15 protein-coding genes are annotated in these 14,163 nt (G+C 54.0%); 8 read left to right on the top strand and 7 right to left on the bottom strand.

Features of this window, described 5'->3' with window-relative positions:
• Nucleotides 1-88: 88 nt before the first annotated feature.
• From ppsR to ACVXHP_RS03215, 8 genes are all read left to right on the top strand, one after another.
• Nucleotides 89-922 carry a posphoenolpyruvate synthetase regulatory kinase/phosphorylase PpsR gene (gene ppsR / locus ACVXHP_RS03250; protein ID WP_200006627.1) on the top strand — a complete coding sequence of 278 codons (834 nt, stop codon included), beginning with the start codon at nt 89-91 and terminating at the stop codon, nt 920-922.
• 126 nt (nt 923-1,048) lie between these two features.
• On the top strand, nt 1,049-2,095 hold the full coding sequence (gene aroH, locus ACVXHP_RS03245; protein WP_079224452.1) for a 3-deoxy-7-phosphoheptulonate synthase AroH: 1,047 nt from the start codon (nt 1,049-1,051) through the stop codon (nt 2,093-2,095).
• 170 nt (nt 2,096-2,265) lie between these two features.
• Nucleotides 2,266-2,454 (top strand): hemin uptake protein HemP, encoded by a 189-nt coding sequence (hemP, locus tag ACVXHP_RS03240; protein WP_038640207.1) that lies wholly within the window; start codon nt 2,266-2,268, stop codon nt 2,452-2,454.
• Nucleotides 2,455-2,528: 74 nt separating this feature from the next.
• Nucleotides 2,529-4,514 carry a TonB-dependent hemoglobin/transferrin/lactoferrin family receptor gene (locus tag ACVXHP_RS03235; protein ID WP_200006628.1) on the top strand — a complete coding sequence of 662 codons (1,986 nt, stop codon included), beginning with the start codon at nt 2,529-2,531 and terminating at the stop codon, nt 4,512-4,514.
• A 47-nt stretch (nt 4,515-4,561) separates the two neighbouring features.
• On the top strand, nt 4,562-5,593 hold the full coding sequence (locus ACVXHP_RS03230) for a hemin-degrading factor (RefSeq protein ID WP_304698183.1): 1,032 nt from the start codon (nt 4,562-4,564) through the stop codon (nt 5,591-5,593).
• Nucleotides 5,590-6,411 (top strand): heme/hemin ABC transporter substrate-binding protein, encoded by an 822-nt coding sequence (locus tag ACVXHP_RS03225; RefSeq protein WP_447570832.1) that lies wholly within the window; start codon nt 5,590-5,592, stop codon nt 6,409-6,411. The genes ACVXHP_RS03230 and ACVXHP_RS03225 overlap by 4 nt, the downstream gene beginning before the upstream one ends.
• The gene (locus ACVXHP_RS03220) at nt 6,411-7,403 is read left to right on the top strand and encodes a FecCD family ABC transporter permease (protein WP_447570831.1); all 993 of its coding nucleotides are present in this window, start codon (nt 6,411-6,413) and stop codon (nt 7,401-7,403) included. Before ACVXHP_RS03225 ends, ACVXHP_RS03220 begins: the two co-directional genes overlap by 1 nt.
• Nucleotides 7,396-8,175 (top strand): heme ABC transporter ATP-binding protein, encoded by a 780-nt coding sequence (locus ACVXHP_RS03215; protein WP_447570830.1) that lies wholly within the window; start codon nt 7,396-7,398, stop codon nt 8,173-8,175. Before ACVXHP_RS03220 ends, ACVXHP_RS03215 begins: the two co-directional genes overlap by 8 nt.
• Here the strand turns inward: ACVXHP_RS03215 and selO are convergent.
• The 7 genes from selO to ihfA form a co-directional block, all read right to left on the bottom strand.
• Entirely contained in the window at nt 8,172-9,614 is a 1,443-nt protein-coding gene (selO, locus tag ACVXHP_RS03210) for a protein adenylyltransferase SelO (protein ID WP_447570829.1), read from the bottom strand. The two genes, ACVXHP_RS03215 and selO, sit on opposite strands and share 4 nt — an antisense overlap.
• 61 nt (nt 9,615-9,675) lie before the next feature.
• Nucleotides 9,676-10,389 carry an EAL domain-containing protein gene (locus tag ACVXHP_RS03205; RefSeq protein ID WP_447570828.1) on the bottom strand — a complete coding sequence of 238 codons (714 nt, stop codon included), beginning with the start codon at nt 10,387-10,389 and terminating at the stop codon, nt 9,676-9,678.
• Between the two features lie 318 nt (nt 10,390-10,707).
• A complete protein-coding gene (locus ACVXHP_RS03200; protein WP_200006635.1) occupies nt 10,708-11,172 on the bottom strand; it encodes an NlpC/P60 family protein in 465 nt (154 codons plus the stop codon).
• A 77-nt stretch (nt 11,173-11,249) separates the two neighbouring features.
• Nucleotides 11,250-11,999, bottom strand: coding sequence for a vitamin B12 ABC transporter ATP-binding protein BtuD (btuD, locus tag ACVXHP_RS03195; RefSeq protein ID WP_304698171.1), 750 nt, complete (start codon nt 11,997-11,999; stop codon nt 11,250-11,252).
• Nucleotides 11,999-12,550: a glutathione peroxidase gene (locus ACVXHP_RS03190; RefSeq protein ID WP_316130602.1), complete on the bottom strand. Its 552-nt coding sequence runs from the start codon at nt 12,548-12,550 to the stop codon at nt 11,999-12,001. The genes btuD and ACVXHP_RS03190 overlap by 1 nt, the downstream gene beginning before the upstream one ends.
• Before the next feature lie 60 nt (nt 12,551-12,610).
• Nucleotides 12,611-13,591 carry a vitamin B12 ABC transporter permease BtuC gene (btuC, locus tag ACVXHP_RS03185; protein WP_042308812.1) on the bottom strand — a complete coding sequence of 327 codons (981 nt, stop codon included), beginning with the start codon at nt 13,589-13,591 and terminating at the stop codon, nt 12,611-12,613.
• A 270-nt stretch (nt 13,592-13,861) separates the two neighbouring features.
• On the bottom strand, nt 13,862-14,161 hold the full coding sequence (ihfA, locus tag ACVXHP_RS03180; RefSeq protein WP_003030571.1) for an integration host factor subunit alpha: 300 nt from the start codon (nt 14,159-14,161) through the stop codon (nt 13,862-13,864).
• Between the last annotated feature and the right edge of the window lie 2 nt (nt 14,162-14,163).

Here is a 14,163-nt window from a genome sequence, read left to right as displayed (position 1 = left end):
ATTTTATAAAAGTGATAGCGCAATATTCGCTTCTGGCGAATTTTAATTTATGCTTTCAGAGAATTATGTCTGCCCCAGGATGCACAAAATGGATAATGCTGTTGATCGTCACGTTTTTTATATTTCTGATGGTACGGCCATCACCGCCGAGGTATTGGGCCACGCGGTAATGTCGCAATTTCCGGTCACTATCAACAGCATTACGCTGCCGTTTGTTGAAAATGAGAGTCGCGCGCGCGCGGTTAAAGACCAGATTGACGCCATTTACCAACAAACCGGCGTGCGTCCTCTGGTGTTTTACTCCATCGTCTTGCCGGAAATCCGCTCAATCATTCTGCAAAGCGAGGGGTTTTGTCAGGATATCGTGCAGGCGCTGGTCGCCCCCCTGCAGCACGAGATGAAGCTCGACCCAACGCCGATTGCCCACCGCACCCACGGCCTGAATCCCGGCAACCTCAACAAGTACGATGCGCGTATTGCCGCCATTGATTACACCCTGGCCCATGACGATGGTATTTCGTTGCGCAACCTCGATCAGGCGCAGGTGATCCTGCTCGGCGTTTCCCGTTGTGGCAAAACCCCAACCAGTTTGTATCTGGCCATGCAGTTTGGTATTCGCGCGGCCAACTACCCCTTTATTGCCGATGATATGGATAACCTGGTGCTGCCCACGTCCCTGAAGCCGCTGCAGCATAAACTGTTCGGTCTGACCATCGACCCAGAACGCCTGGCGGCGATCCGAGAAGAGCGACGGGAGAACAGCCGTTACGCCTCGCTACGCCAGTGCCGGATGGAAGTTGCCGAAGTGGAAGCGCTGTACCGGAAAAATCAGATCCCTTGGTTGAACAGTACCAATTATTCGGTAGAAGAGATTGCCACCAAGATCCTCGACATTATGGGGCTGAATCGCCGCATGTACTAGAATGCTAGTGCATTGGTTCGATTTTTTGTTATTATGCTCGCCACCAGGCCGGATGAGTGTGATATTGTGATGCACATCACTTCCCGGTAGTCCTGCCGTTGAAGTAACAAATTTCTGAGACAAGTAATGAACAGAACCGATGAACTCCGTACTGCGCGTATTGACAACCTGGTCACTCCAGCAGAGCTTGCGCAGCGGCATCCTGTTTCGTCCTCCGTCGCCCGTCATGTTACGGACTCCCGACGCCGGATAGAAAAAATATTGAATGGTGAAGACCCCCGTTTGCTGGTGATCGTAGGCCCTTGCTCGATTCACGATCTTGATGCCGCAGTGGAATATGCAACGCGTCTACAGGCGCTGCGCGAAAAGTACCAGACGCGTCTCGAAATCGTGATGCGTACCTATTTTGAAAAGCCACGTACCGTCGTGGGCTGGAAAGGCTTAATTTCCGACCCGGACCTGAACGGCAGCTACCGTGTGAACCACGGCATTGAGCTGGCGCGTAAATTGCTGTTGCAGGTCAATGAGCTGGGCGTCCCCACGGCCACTGAATTTCTCGACATGGTGACCGGCCAGTTTATTGCCGATTTAATCAGTTGGGGCGCCATTGGCGCGCGCACCACCGAAAGCCAGATCCACCGCGAAATGGCGTCTGCTCTTTCCTGCCCGGTTGGGTTTAAGAACGGGACGGATGGTAATACCCGTATCGCCGTCGATGCGATTCGCGCCTCTCGCGCCAGCCATATGTTCCTCTCCCCGGATAAAACCGGCCAGATGACCATTTATCAGACCAGCGGTAACCCATACGGGCATATCATTATGCGCGGCGGTAAAAAGCCGAATTATTATGCTGAAGATATTGCCGCCGCCTGCGATACCCTGCACGAATTTTCCCTGCCTGAGCATCTGGTCGTCGATTTTAGCCACGGTAATTGCCAGAAGCAGCATCGCCGTCAGTTGGAAGTGTGTGATGACGTATGCCAGCAAATTCGCAACGGTTCGACGGCGATTGCCGGGATCATGGCGGAAAGTTTCCTGCGCGAAGGCACGCAAAAAATCGTTAGCGGTCAGCCGCTGGTTTACGGTCAGTCGATTACCGACCCGTGCCTGAACTGGGAAGATACTGAACTGCTGGTGGACAAACTCGCCTCTGCGGTTGATAGCCGTTTTTAACGCTGTTCACCGGGTAACACCACGTTGCCCGGTGGTAATTCTTTGTTTTTCCCTTCATTGTTGTGCAAAAACTGTTCCCGTCACAATTATTTCACAAAAACGCTTGCCGCAAATTTGCAGTTTGATGATAATGATTATCATTGTTACATTGATTGCTATTTTTAAACTCTATGTCACGTATGGATAACACAACAGCAACGCCTGCAAAAGAAAAAACACCGCCTGCCGTCGCCGCAACCGAGCGTCGCATTGACAGTAAAAGTCTGCTGGGCAAAGAAGGACGCGTGATTATAGAGCACGATGGTCAGCACTACCTGCTGCGCCAGACCCATGCCGGAAAACTCATTTTGACTAAATAAACAACACTTTTCGCCAGCCACCCAGGTGATACCCAGGCAGCCAGCGCTTTTCGATTTTCTAATGGAGAGTTGCTATGCCACACCTGCACACCGCATCCTTGCGCCCATCGCTCCTGGCGTTGGCGATTGTCAGTAATCTTCCCGTCGTTGCCTGGGCGGCGGTAGAGGATATGACCGTCACCGCTACCGGCAATGCCCGTAGCGCCTTTGAAGCGCCGATGATGGTCAGCGTTATCGATGCTACTGCACCTGAAAACCAGACCGCCAGCTCGGCAGCCGACCTGTTACGTAAGGTTCCGGGCCTGACCCTTGACGGTACGGGCCGGACAAATGGTCAGGACGTTAATCTGCGCGGCTATGACCGTCGCGGCGTTCTGGTGCTGGTGGATGGCGTTCGTCAGGGAACCGACACCGGGCACCTGAACAGTACCTTCCTCGATCCAGCGCTAATCAAGCGGATTGAAGTTGTGCGCGGCCCTTCTGCACTGCTGTATGGCAGCGGCGCGCTAGGTGGCGTAATCGCCTATGACACTGCGGATGCTAAAGACTTACTGCAGGCAGGTCAGAATAGTGGTTATCGCGTGTTCGGTACCGCGGCTACCGGCGATCACAGTCTCGGTATGGGTGCCAGCGCATTTGGCCGCACCGATAACCTGGACGGGCTGCTGGCCTGGTCCAGTCGCGATCGCGGTAATTTGCGCCAGAGCGACGGCACTACCGCCCCGAATGACGAAGCGATTAACAATATGCTGGCGAAAGGCAGTTGGAAAATTGACAGCGCCCAGACGCTGGCCGGCTCGCTGCGTTATTACAACAATGATGCCCGGGAACCTAAAAACCCGCAAACCAGTGCGGCGGATGCCACCAGCAACCCGATGACCGATCGCTCAACCATCCAGCGCGATGCGCAACTGACCTACTCCCTCGCCCCGGCGGATAATGACTGGCTGAACGCGGATGCGCGCATCTACTGGTCTGAAGCGCGCATTAATGCACAAAACACAGATAGCACCGGCGAATTTCGCAAGCAGACCACCAAAGGCGGGAAAATCGACAACCGTAGCCGCCTGTTTACCGACTCATTTGCTTCTCACCTGCTGACCTACGGCGGTGAATACTATCGTCAGGAACAACAACCGGGTGGCGCAACCACCGGTTTCCCGGAGGCAAAAATCGATTTCAGCTCCGGCTGGCTACAGGATGAAATCACCCTGCGCGACCTGCCGGTTACACTGCTGGGGGGTACACGTTATGACTCTTATCGTGGTAGCAGCGACGGCTATGAAGACGTCGATGCCGATAAATGGTCGTCCCGCGCCGGACTCACCGTTGCGCCTGCCGACTGGCTGATGCTTTTCGGTTCATACGCTCAGGCCTTCCGTGCCCCAACCATGGGCGAGATGTATAACGACGCGAAGCACTTCTCGATTGGCCGTTTTTACACCAACTACTGGGTGCCAAACCCAAACCTGCGTCCGGAAACCAACGAAACACAGGAATACGGATTTGGCCTGCGCTTTGACGATCTGTTGATGGCGAGCGATGCGCTCGAATTTAAAGCCAGCTATTTCGACACCAAAGCGAAAGATTACATCTCCACCAGCGTCGATTTTGCCGCTGCGACAACGACATCCTATAACGTTCCCAACGCCAAAATCTGGGGCTGGGACGTAATGGCAAAATACACCGCCGACCTGTTCAGTCTCGATATGGCCTATAACCGCACGCGGGGTAAAGATACTGACACAGGCGAGTACATTTCCAGCATTAACCCGGACACCGTCACCAGCAAACTGAACGTGCCAGTTGCGCACAGCGGTTTCTCCGTTGGCTGGATAGGTACATTTGCTGACCGCTCAACGCATATCAGCAGCAGCTACGCCAAACAACCCGGCTATGCGGTGAACGACTTCTACGTGAGCTATCAGGGGCAACAGGCGCTGAAAGGCATGACCACCACGTTGGTACTGGGCAACGCCTTCGACAAAGAGTACTGGTCGCCGCAGGGCATTCCGCAGGATGGTCGTAATGGCAAAATTTTCGTGAGTTATCAGTGGTAATCACTTTTCCCCGGTTCGCCGGGGCAGCAATCTGGAAGGAAGAGACAATGAATCACCACACACGCTGGCTGGAACTGAAAAAAGAAAATCCTGGCAAATATGCACGTGACATCGCGGCTATGATGCACATAAGCGAGGCAGAACTGACCTTCGCGCGCGTCGGTCATGACGCCTGGCGCTTACGTGGCGAAGTCCGCGAGATCCTCGGCGCGCTGGAAGCCGTAGGCGAAACCAAATGTATTTGCCGCAACGAGTATGCAGTACATGAGCAAGTAGGTGCTTTTACTAACCAGCACCTCAACGGTCATGCCGGACTGGTACTTAATCCGCGCGCCCTCGATCTGCGTTTGTTCCTGAATCAGTGGGCAAGCGCCTTTCATATCAGAGAAACTACCGCTCACGGCGAGCGTCAGAGCATTCAGTTTTTCGACCATCAGGGGGATGCATTGCTGAAAGTCTATGCCACACAAAATACCCTCGTTGAGGCATGGGCTGCGTTACTGACCCGTTTCATCTTCACTGAAAACCCGGCACTGGCGCTGCAATCCGCTAAAAACCCAGCGCCTGCCGCCGTCACCGTTGATGCACACACCGTGGATCAAGAGTGGCGAGCCATGACCGATGTACACCAGTTCTTCGGTCTGCTGAAACGCCACGATCTCACTCGCCAACAGGCGTTTAATCTGGTGGGCGACGATCTGGCCTGTAAAGTGACCAATGGCGCACTGGCGCAGTTACTCGATACCGCACGTCAGGATGGCAATGAAATTATGGTTTTTGTGGGTAATCGCGGCTGTGTACAGATCTTTACCGGCGTGATCGAAAAACTGGTGCCGATGAAAGGCTGGCTGAATATATTTAATCCGACCTTCACCCTGCATCTGCTGGAAGAGAGCGTGGCTGAAACGTGGGTTACACGCAAACCAACCGCCGATGGGCACGTCACCAGCCTGGAACTGTTTGCGGCCGACGGCACACAGATTGCCCAACTGTATGGTCAACGTACGGAAGGCGAACCGGAGCAAACGCAATGGCGTGCGCAAATTGACGCACTGACGCCGAAAGGGCTGGCCGCATGAACAAACTGCTGCTCCTGATTGCGCTGCTGCCCATCGCAGCGCTGGCGGCCCCCGAAGAAAGGATCGTTGCTCTGGGGGGCGACGTCACCGAAATTGTGTACGCGCTGGGGGCGCAGTCAACGCTGGTGGCGCGAGACAGCACCAGCCAGTGGCCTGAAGCCACAAACGCACTACCTGACGTCGGCTATTTACGCCAGCTTAACGCCGAAGGGATCCTTGCCACCCGCCCTTCGCTGGTCCTTGCCAGCGCACAGGCGCAGCCTTCTCTGGCGCTAAAACAGGTCGAGCAGAGCAACGTCAGGGTTGTTACGATCCCGGCAAACAACGACCTTAACGCGATTGATGAAAAAATTCGCGTCATTGCCGAGGCGACTCACCGGGAGGCAGAAGGCAAAACGTTACGGGCAACCTTACGTCAGGAGCTGGCGGTCCTCCCGTCATCTGAACTTAACAAACGCGTCCTGTTTATTCTTAATCATGGTGGGATGACCGCCATGGCCGCAGGCCAGCAAACCGGAGCCGATGCGGCTATTCGCGCCGCCGGTTTGCGCAACGCGATGCAGGGGGTTAAACGTTATCAACCTCTTTCACAAGAAGGTGTGATTGCCAGCCAGCCTGACCTGGTGGTGATTTCCCGGGAAGGTGTTAAGGCAATGGGTGGCGAGACGAGCCTGTGGGCGCTGCCGGGGCTGGCGCAAACACCTGCAGGACGGAATAAACAGGTATTGCAGGTTGATGATATGGCACTGCTTGGCTTCAGTATCCGTACGCCGCAGGCCATTTTGCAGCTTCGCGCGAAAGCAGAGCAATTGCCCTGATGTCCCGACGAATCACCTGTTCTTTGTGGGCCATGGCGCTAATGCTGGTCGTAATGACAATTTTGGCTACCGGTTTTGGCGCGTTGCGCCTGCCGGTAAGTCTGCTCTGGCGTGATGACAATGAAACGCTGCGTCAAATCTGGCTCACTATTCGTCTCCCCCGCGTCCTGCTGGCCCTGGTAATCGGCGGCGCTCTGGCGCTATCCGGCTGTGTGATGCAGGGACTGTTTCGCAACCCGCTTGCCGACCCGGGATTACTCGGAATTAGCAGCGGTGCGGCCTGCGCCGTCGCCCTGTGGGTGGTACTGCCTGTCTCTTTGCCAGCGTTGCTGATGCTGTATGCGCCAATGTTGGCTGCATTTGTCGGCGCGCTGGCGGCTACCGTGGTGATTTTTATCCTCAGCCAACAGCGCGACGGTTCACTCTCGCGGCTGCTGCTGGTCGGTATTGCGATCAACGCGCTCTGCGGGGCGGCTGTTGGCGTTCTGTCGTGGGTCAGTAATGATGCGCAACTGCGCCAGCTGTCGCTGTGGGGGATGGGAAGTCTGGGCGCTGCGCAATGGTCCACGCTGCTGGCGGTTACTTCGCTGGTTATCCCGACGGTGCTGATCATCTCGCGTCTGGCTCCGGCCCTGAACCTGCTGCAACTGGGCGAGGAAGAGGCGCATTATCTTGGCGTGAATGTGCGTACAATCCAGCGTATTTTGCTGCTTTGCAGCGCCTTGCTGGTAGCCGCAGCGGTAGCAGTAAGCGGCGTAATTGGCTTCATCGGGCTGGTTATCCCGCATTTAATGCGGATGTGGCTCGGCGCAGACCATCGGGCCGTTATCCCCGGTTCCGTGCTGGCAGGCGCGTTCTTATTACTGATTGCCGATACGCTGGCCCGCACTTCAGTTGCGCCTGCGGAAATGCCGGTCGGTCTGTTAACCAGTCTGCTCGGCGCCCCGTGGTTTTTATGGCTTATTTTTCGTCAGCGAGGATCGCATGGCTGAACATTTCGTTGCTGAAGGACTTCACTATCGTGTGGCAGGCAGGTCAGTGATTGATGACGTATCGCTTGCCCTCGCAAAAGGTGAACTGGTGGCGCTCATCGGCCCCAACGGTGCGGGGAAGTCTACCCTGCTGCGCCTGCTGACCGGTTTTCTCAAACCGATTGCGGGGCGCTGCGTGCTGGCAGGCAAAGCGCTGGATGAGTGGCATACGCAGACGCTGTCGCGCCATCGGGCGGTGATGCGTCAGCAAACGCAACTGGGATTTGACTGGCCGGTGGAGGCCGTTATCGCGATGGGACGCGCGCCCTGGACCCCGCGTTCGGAACCTCGCCTTATCGCACAGGTGATGGAGATGACCGGATGCACACCGTTGGCAGGCCGGCAATACGCCGCGCTTTCCGGCGGCGAGCAACAGCGCGTGCAGTTAGCCCGTGCCCTGGCGCAACTCTGGTGCGATGGAGCGCCTCGCGGCTGGTTATTTCTTGATGAACCCACCTCTGCGCTGGATCTTTACCACCAGCAGCATCTGCTGCGGTTACTGAAGACGCTTGTCGCTTCAGGAGAGCTGCATGTATGTATTGTGCTTCACGATTTGAATCTCGCCGCCTTGTGGGCTGACAGAATAGTGTTATTGCATAATGGCAGGCTGGTGTCGCAAGGGACGCCGGAGAGCGTGTTACGGACCGATGATCTGATGCGCTGGTACGGTGCTGAGGTTCACGTTGGCTATCATCCGGCCAACGCGTCCCCCCAGGTGTTTCTGGCACCTTAGCTTGAACAGCTCACTTCCAGCCGTTTGCCCCAGTCAGGCGGCCGACTGACATAGTCATCATCGCGATCCACAAACGGGGTACGCAACGCCTGGTGCAGCCGATGTAGCTCGGCGTAATCTCCCTGCTCCGCCTGACTAATCGCCCGTTGCGCCAGCCAGTTGCGTAAAACCATCGTCGGGTTTGCCGCTTTCATCTGCGTTTGTCTGACCTCGTCAGCAACGCTGTCTTGTTCCAGGCGCGAGCGATACCGCGTGAACCAGTCGTCAAACGCCGCACGGTCCACAAACTCATCGCGTAGCGGAGATAGCCCACTGTGTTGTTCCGTCAGGCTGAGCATGCGGAACGTTCGCGTATAGTCGCTTCTTTCTCGTGCCATCAGGCTAAACAGTTCACTCAGCAGCTCGTTATCGTTTTTTTGCTCGCTAAAGAAGCCGAGCTTTTGCCGCATCCGTTGACCGTAACGCGTTAACAGCGCCAGCTGGTAATTGTCCAGCGCATCATTGAGTGCCTCGACCGGGATAAATGGCGACAGGGTTTGTGCCAGACGTTGCAGGTTCCACAGCGCGGCGGCCGGTTGATTATCGAAACTGTATCGTCCCTGATGATCGGAGTGGTTACAGATAAAATCTGGCACGTAGTCATCAAGAAAACCATACGGACCGTAATCCATCGTCAGCCCCAGAATCGACATGTTGTCCGTATTCATAACGCCATGCGCAAACCCTACCGCCTGCCAGTCGGCGATTAAGTTTGCGGTACGCGTGACAATATCGCTAAACCACAGCTGATATTTATCGGCTTCTTCCTGCCAGTGCGGCCAGTAATGACGAATCGCGAAGTCTGCCAGTTGGCGTACTTTCTCCGGCTCGCGACGATAGTAAAAGTGTTCAAAATGACCAAAGCGCATATGGCTTTGCGCCACGCGAATGAGCATCGCCCCTGCTTCTACCGTTTCGCGATATACCGGGGTGTCGCTAGCGACAATCGACAATGCCCGCGTGGTGGGTATTCCCAGGTAGTGCATCGCCTCGCTGGCCAGGCTTTCACGAATGGTTGAACGCAGCACGGCGCGACCATCCCCCATGCGGGAATAAGGCGTCAGTCCGGCGCCTTTCAGGTGCCAGTCAAGCGTCGAGCCATCAGCAAGCTGTTGTTCGCCCAGCAGGATCCCGCGTCCGTCGCCAAGCTGTCCTGCCCAGACGCCGAACTGATGTCCGCTATAAACTTGCGCTAAAGGCGACATCCCGGGAAGCAAGGATTCGCCTCCCCAAACGCCTGAACCATCTGGAATAGTAAACAGCGCCGCAGGAATAGCCAATTGCTCAGCCAGAGCATCGTTATACCAGATAAGATGCGCGTTTTTCAGGGGCGTAGGCGAGAGTGCTGTATAGGTTGCTGGTAATTCATCACGCCAGCGGGTGGTAAAAGACAGGGTCATAAGGCCTCCTGTCTCTAGTGTAGACTGTTAATAGCCTGTTAAACACCAGCAAATAAAAGGGTTATATCCTGGACAACGAAATTATCTGCGCGGGCGGTACCGCAGGCCACAGTCCTCCCTGCATGGCGCTGAAACCGAGGGGAAGTACTCGCGCCAACATATCTTGCGTATCAATACCGCTAATGATGATTGACTCACAACAGGGTGATATTTGTGCCTGGATAGCGCGCATAAATGGTTCAAATGAAATATGTGCAATCCTTTGTTGAACAAAGTTTTTATCCAACACCACGCGTTTGACTAAGCCATCAAAAATTGCCCGCGTTGATATGCCGCCGGCGCCATAGTTTTGCAAAACTAATGGAAATCTTGCCGCAAGCGCAGCCAGCGTTGGATTGTCTTTACCTTTGTTTAACTCTGGATAGCTTTCATTAATAGTCAGTTCCAGAAATGAAAATCGTTCAATTTGTGAAGCATATTCAGCGTCTGATAATAAAGTATTAGCAATTGCCGGGGTTAAATTAATCCAGGCAGAGACTCTGCGCTGAATAAAAAAATGTTGGCACGTTTCGATTAATTCTAGTTTTTCTGCAAATAAACGGCATTGCTCATCGTCCGACATCCGGGGTAAGACCAGCTCGGTTGGTATACGCACATCCCCATGCAGGCTGGCAAAGCTGGTGATGATATCTACGAACTCAAGATCGCCTTTTTCACTTCTCGCCGGAAGAAAAGAGAATTCCGATTGATAAAGATTATCCAGTGAAACAATCATCGTGCCAGCCCCTCTGCATAGGTGTTATCCGGCATCCTGTAGCAAAGGATGGAGAAATACGTTACTGCTGATGCAAGTAGAGGCTCTTTCATTTTTCCCTTTATAGCCAGTAAATCGAATCCTTTTTTTTAGCTTATCCTGATTATAAGCGAATATCCAGCTTTGCACTTTTTAATATCTCGGCATAAATCATATTTTTAGTAAGATACTCTCTTAACGCGCAGGATTATTGTTCTGCATAAGACAGATATAAAAGTTAACGTGCAAACGCTGGGGGCGAGGCTGCGCAGTCGTTGGCAGCCTCGTCAGTTGTGAGGATTAAATACGTCGAGCCTGCCAAAAGTTTTTACGCCAGTAGACATTATCCAGTGACGAGCGCATCACTCCGCGGCTGGTTGAGGCATGAATAAATTGATTATTGGTGTCATAAATTCCGACATGCAGACCACTTTCTCCGGATCCGGTTTTAAAGAAAACCAGATCGCCTGGCAGCAAATCATCTTTATCGATTTCGGTACCAATCTTTGATTGCGTGCGCGTGTCGCGCGGGAGCTGTAGATCGAATTTGTCTCGCATCGTCATCAAAACAAACCCTGAGCAATCCACCCCGCTACGGCTCATACCACCATAACGATAAGGTGTACCATGCCAGGTTTGTAGCTGGTCATTAAGACCAGCAATAACGGCGATAGAATCCGACAAATGGGCATTTGGCGCAGGAGCACGATGGCTGCTGCAGCCCGCCAAAAACAATGCTGTGATGAAAAGGAGCCAAAAGCGCATTCCGGACAAATCCTCTGGATTTAATTTTTATGCCAATTTAGCGTGGAAATTACAGGATTTTCAAGAACCCATTTAACTTAAGTGGTTGATATGAGCATTCTGTGGCCTTCGATATCCAAACGACGGAAGTTGACGCCGTAAGCCGCAGAGAGATTAGCTGGCGTCAGGACCGTATCACGTGAGCCACTGGCCAGCAGCTTTCCACGTTTGAGCAACCAGGCCTTATGCGCATGGCGCAAAGTATGATTGAGGTCATGGCTGCTCATCACAATTGCTATTCCCTGCAAACACAGCTGGCCCAACAACCTGTCCAGGGCGTTTTGTTGCGCGACGTCCAGGCTGTTCATCGGCTCATCCAACAGTAAAAGCTGACCGAATGGATTAGCTTGCGGGCAAATCTGCAAAATAACGGCAGCGAGGCGTACACGCTGCCACTCACCGCCGGAGAGTTGATTCACGCCACGCCCCAGCTTATCCCCCAGACCAAGCGCATCGGCGACCTCCTGTAACAGATCGGCACGCGTTTTGTCGGGTTGATGCAGCGTCAGAAAATGCCAGACTGGCATGGCAAAAGGCGGATTTTGCTGTTGCGCAAGATAAGCACGATATTGCGCCAGCTTTGCTGCCGGCCACTCTTCAAGCGCCATGTCGCCAAAGGTGATACTGCCCTCCCCGGTCGTCAAACCCGCCATACGCGCCAACAGCGTACTTTTCCCCGCACCGTTAGGTCCCACCAAATGCAGGATTTCCCCTGCTTTGATTTCACCAGAAAGCGGGCCGAGGCGGGTCGATTCCGCTACATCCTGTAGCTGCATCAATCGAGACATTAGTTTGCCAGCGCCTGCTTGATGCTTTGCACCAGGATCGGATCCTCAGGCGTCATATCCGGAGAGAATCGTTGCAGTACTTGCCCATCCCGACCCACTAAAAACTTTTCAAAGTTCCACAGAATATCGTCCGGATAGAGCGGCGCCCGGCCTTTACTGGCCATACGTTCATAGAATCCACTGTCTTCTGGCGCAACAGCCGTTGGCGCGGCATCAATCAGCTTCTGATACAGCGGATGACGCCCCTCGCCGTTGACGTCAATCTTGCTGAACATTGGGAAAGTAACGCCCCAGGTCATACTGCAGTACGTTTTTATTTCGTCTTCGCTGCCCGGTTCCTGGCCCAGAAACTGATTGCAGGGAAAACCAAGCACATTGAAGCCCTGTTGATGCCAGGCTTTCTGCAGGTTCTCCAGTTGTTCGTATTGCGGCGTCAGTCCACATTTTGAAGCAACGTTGACGATTAACAGTACATTGCCGGAATACGGTTGCAGCGTAGTCGCCTCGCCGTCAATGGTCGTCACTTCTGTATTGAGGATAGTGTCTTGCATAGCATCTCCAGAACAACAGGTTGATTTTCAGTTTTTAATCATAGACCGAACCAACGCTTTCTAGCGCGCGGCTTTCAACAATAGCCAGATAAATACCGGGGCTCCCATGGTAGCCGTCACCACGCCGATGGGCAGTTCAGCCGAAGCCAGCACCAAACGCGCGACAACATCGGCAAACAATAACGCGATTGCGCCAGCTAACGCGCAGCCAGGCAGGAGAACACGGTGATCGGTTAAACCACACAACCGCAAAATGTGTGGGATAACCAATCCAATGAAACCAATCGCGCCCGCCAGAGCCACGCTTACGCCGACCATCCATCCCGTGGCCACCACCAGCAGATTGCGCCAGAACCATAATGGTAACCCCAGTTGGCGCGCAGACGTTTCCCCCAGCGCCAGCATATTCATCGGCTGAGACTGACAGCAGATCCATATCAGTACAGGGATCAAGGCCACCATCAGCCACGCCTGATGCCAGTCTACGCCGCCAAAGCCCCCCATCATCCAGTACATCAGCTGTCGTAAGTCAAAAGAGGTGGAAAAGTAGATGGCCCACGTCATCAGCGCGCTACAGATAATGCCCAGCGCCACTCCCGCCAGCAGCAAGCGACTGGTAGACAAATGCCGACGGGCAAAGCGTAACAGAATGAGAGTTATAATCAGCGCCCCGGCGATGGCGCATAAGCCCAACGCCCAGCCGGGAAGCTGTCCCTGGCCGAGCAGCACCGCAGCGATGAGTCCTACGCCTGCGCCGTTAGACACGCCCAGTAGACCCGGTTCCGCGAGAGGATTTTCAAAGAGGGCCTGCATTACCGCACCGGATAAGGCCAACGCAGCGCCTACCAGCAAAACGGCGAGGGTTCGAGGAAATCGGATTTGCCAGACGAACAGATCGCCGCGGGCGCTGAACCAGTCACCGGGTGCGATCCACTGTTCTCCTGCGCACAAGCTTAAAATCGTTGCCAGTAACATCAGCACTGACAGTGACAGTATCCAGCGCACGTTTCGTCGCTGCTGTTGATGGGCGAAAGTCAGCATGTTTTCCATTCTGCTGAAAAGAGATGGGGGTGATTCTACGGTGCAGTTTCGGTAGTGAAAAGGAAAAAGGCCGCAGAGCGGCCTTTTTAGTTATACCCGTCATACTTCAAGCTGCATGTGCGTTGGCTTTACTCGCTCACCCCAGTCACGTACTTATGTACGCTCCTGGAGATTCGCTGCGTCGCCGCCTTCCTGCAACTCGAATTATTTAGGGTATATATACGTTATGCTTTGCGCTTAGCAGCGCAAGTGGCTTAACGAATCGTTAAATCACTCTTCTTTGGGCGTTGCGTTTTCAACCCGGCTTTTTAACTTCTGTCCGGGTCTGAAGGTCACCACGCGCCGTGCTGTAATGGGAATATCTTCGCCCGTTTTCGGGTTACGGCCCGGACGTTGATTCTTATCACGCAGATCGAAGTTACCAAAACCAGAGAGTTTTACCTGCTCACCATTTTCCAGAGCACGACGGATCTCTTCGAAAAACAGCTCGACCAGTTCTTTGGCATCCCGCTTGCTAAGCCCAAGCTTATCAAACAGATATTCTGACATTTCAGCTTTTGTAAGCGCCATAG

This window comes from Citrobacter freundii complex sp. 2025EL-00176, assembly GCF_053309355.1.
The sequence above is the reverse complement of the archived record's forward strand: the minus strand, read 5'-3'. Positions and strand labels throughout refer to the sequence as shown.

Bases quoted from the DNA above. Each gene is read 5' to 3' on its own strand.
- aroH (WP_079224452.1), top strand. From the start codon at position 1,049: ATGAACAGAACCGATGAACTCCGTACTGCGCGTATTGACAACCTGGTC.
- hemP (WP_038640207.1), top strand. From the start codon at position 2,266: ATGTCACGTATGGATAACACAACAGCAACGCCTGCAAAAGAAAAAACA.
- ihfA (WP_003030571.1), bottom strand. From the start codon at position 14,161: ATGGCGCTTACAAAAGCTGAAATGTCAGAATATCTGTTTGATAAGCTT.
- ACVXHP_RS03220 (WP_447570831.1), top strand. From the start codon at position 6,411: ATGTCCCGACGAATCACCTGTTCTTTGTGGGCCATGGCGCTAATGCTG.
- selO (WP_447570829.1), bottom strand. From the start codon at position 9,614: ATGACCCTGTCTTTTACCACCCGCTGGCGTGATGAATTACCAGCAACC.
- ACVXHP_RS03190 (WP_316130602.1), bottom strand. From the start codon at position 12,550: ATGCAAGACACTATCCTCAATACAGAAGTGACGACCATTGACGGCGAG.
- btuD (WP_304698171.1), bottom strand. From the start codon at position 11,999: ATGTCTCGATTGATGCAGCTACAGGATGTAGCGGAATCGACCCGCCTC.
- ACVXHP_RS03225 (WP_447570832.1), top strand. From the start codon at position 5,590: ATGAACAAACTGCTGCTCCTGATTGCGCTGCTGCCCATCGCAGCGCTG.
- ppsR (WP_200006627.1), top strand. From the start codon at position 89: ATGGATAATGCTGTTGATCGTCACGTTTTTTATATTTCTGATGGTACG.
- ACVXHP_RS03235 (WP_200006628.1), top strand. From the start codon at position 2,529: ATGCCACACCTGCACACCGCATCCTTGCGCCCATCGCTCCTGGCGTTG.
- ACVXHP_RS03205 (WP_447570828.1), bottom strand. From the start codon at position 10,389: ATGATTGTTTCACTGGATAATCTTTATCAATCGGAATTCTCTTTTCTT.
- ACVXHP_RS03215 (WP_447570830.1), top strand. From the start codon at position 7,396: ATGGCTGAACATTTCGTTGCTGAAGGACTTCACTATCGTGTGGCAGGC.
- ACVXHP_RS03200 (WP_200006635.1), bottom strand. From the start codon at position 11,172: ATGCGCTTTTGGCTCCTTTTCATCACAGCATTGTTTTTGGCGGGCTGC.
- btuC (WP_042308812.1), bottom strand. From the start codon at position 13,591: ATGCTGACTTTCGCCCATCAACAGCAGCGACGAAACGTGCGCTGGATA.
- ACVXHP_RS03230 (WP_304698183.1), top strand. From the start codon at position 4,562: ATGAATCACCACACACGCTGGCTGGAACTGAAAAAAGAAAATCCTGGC.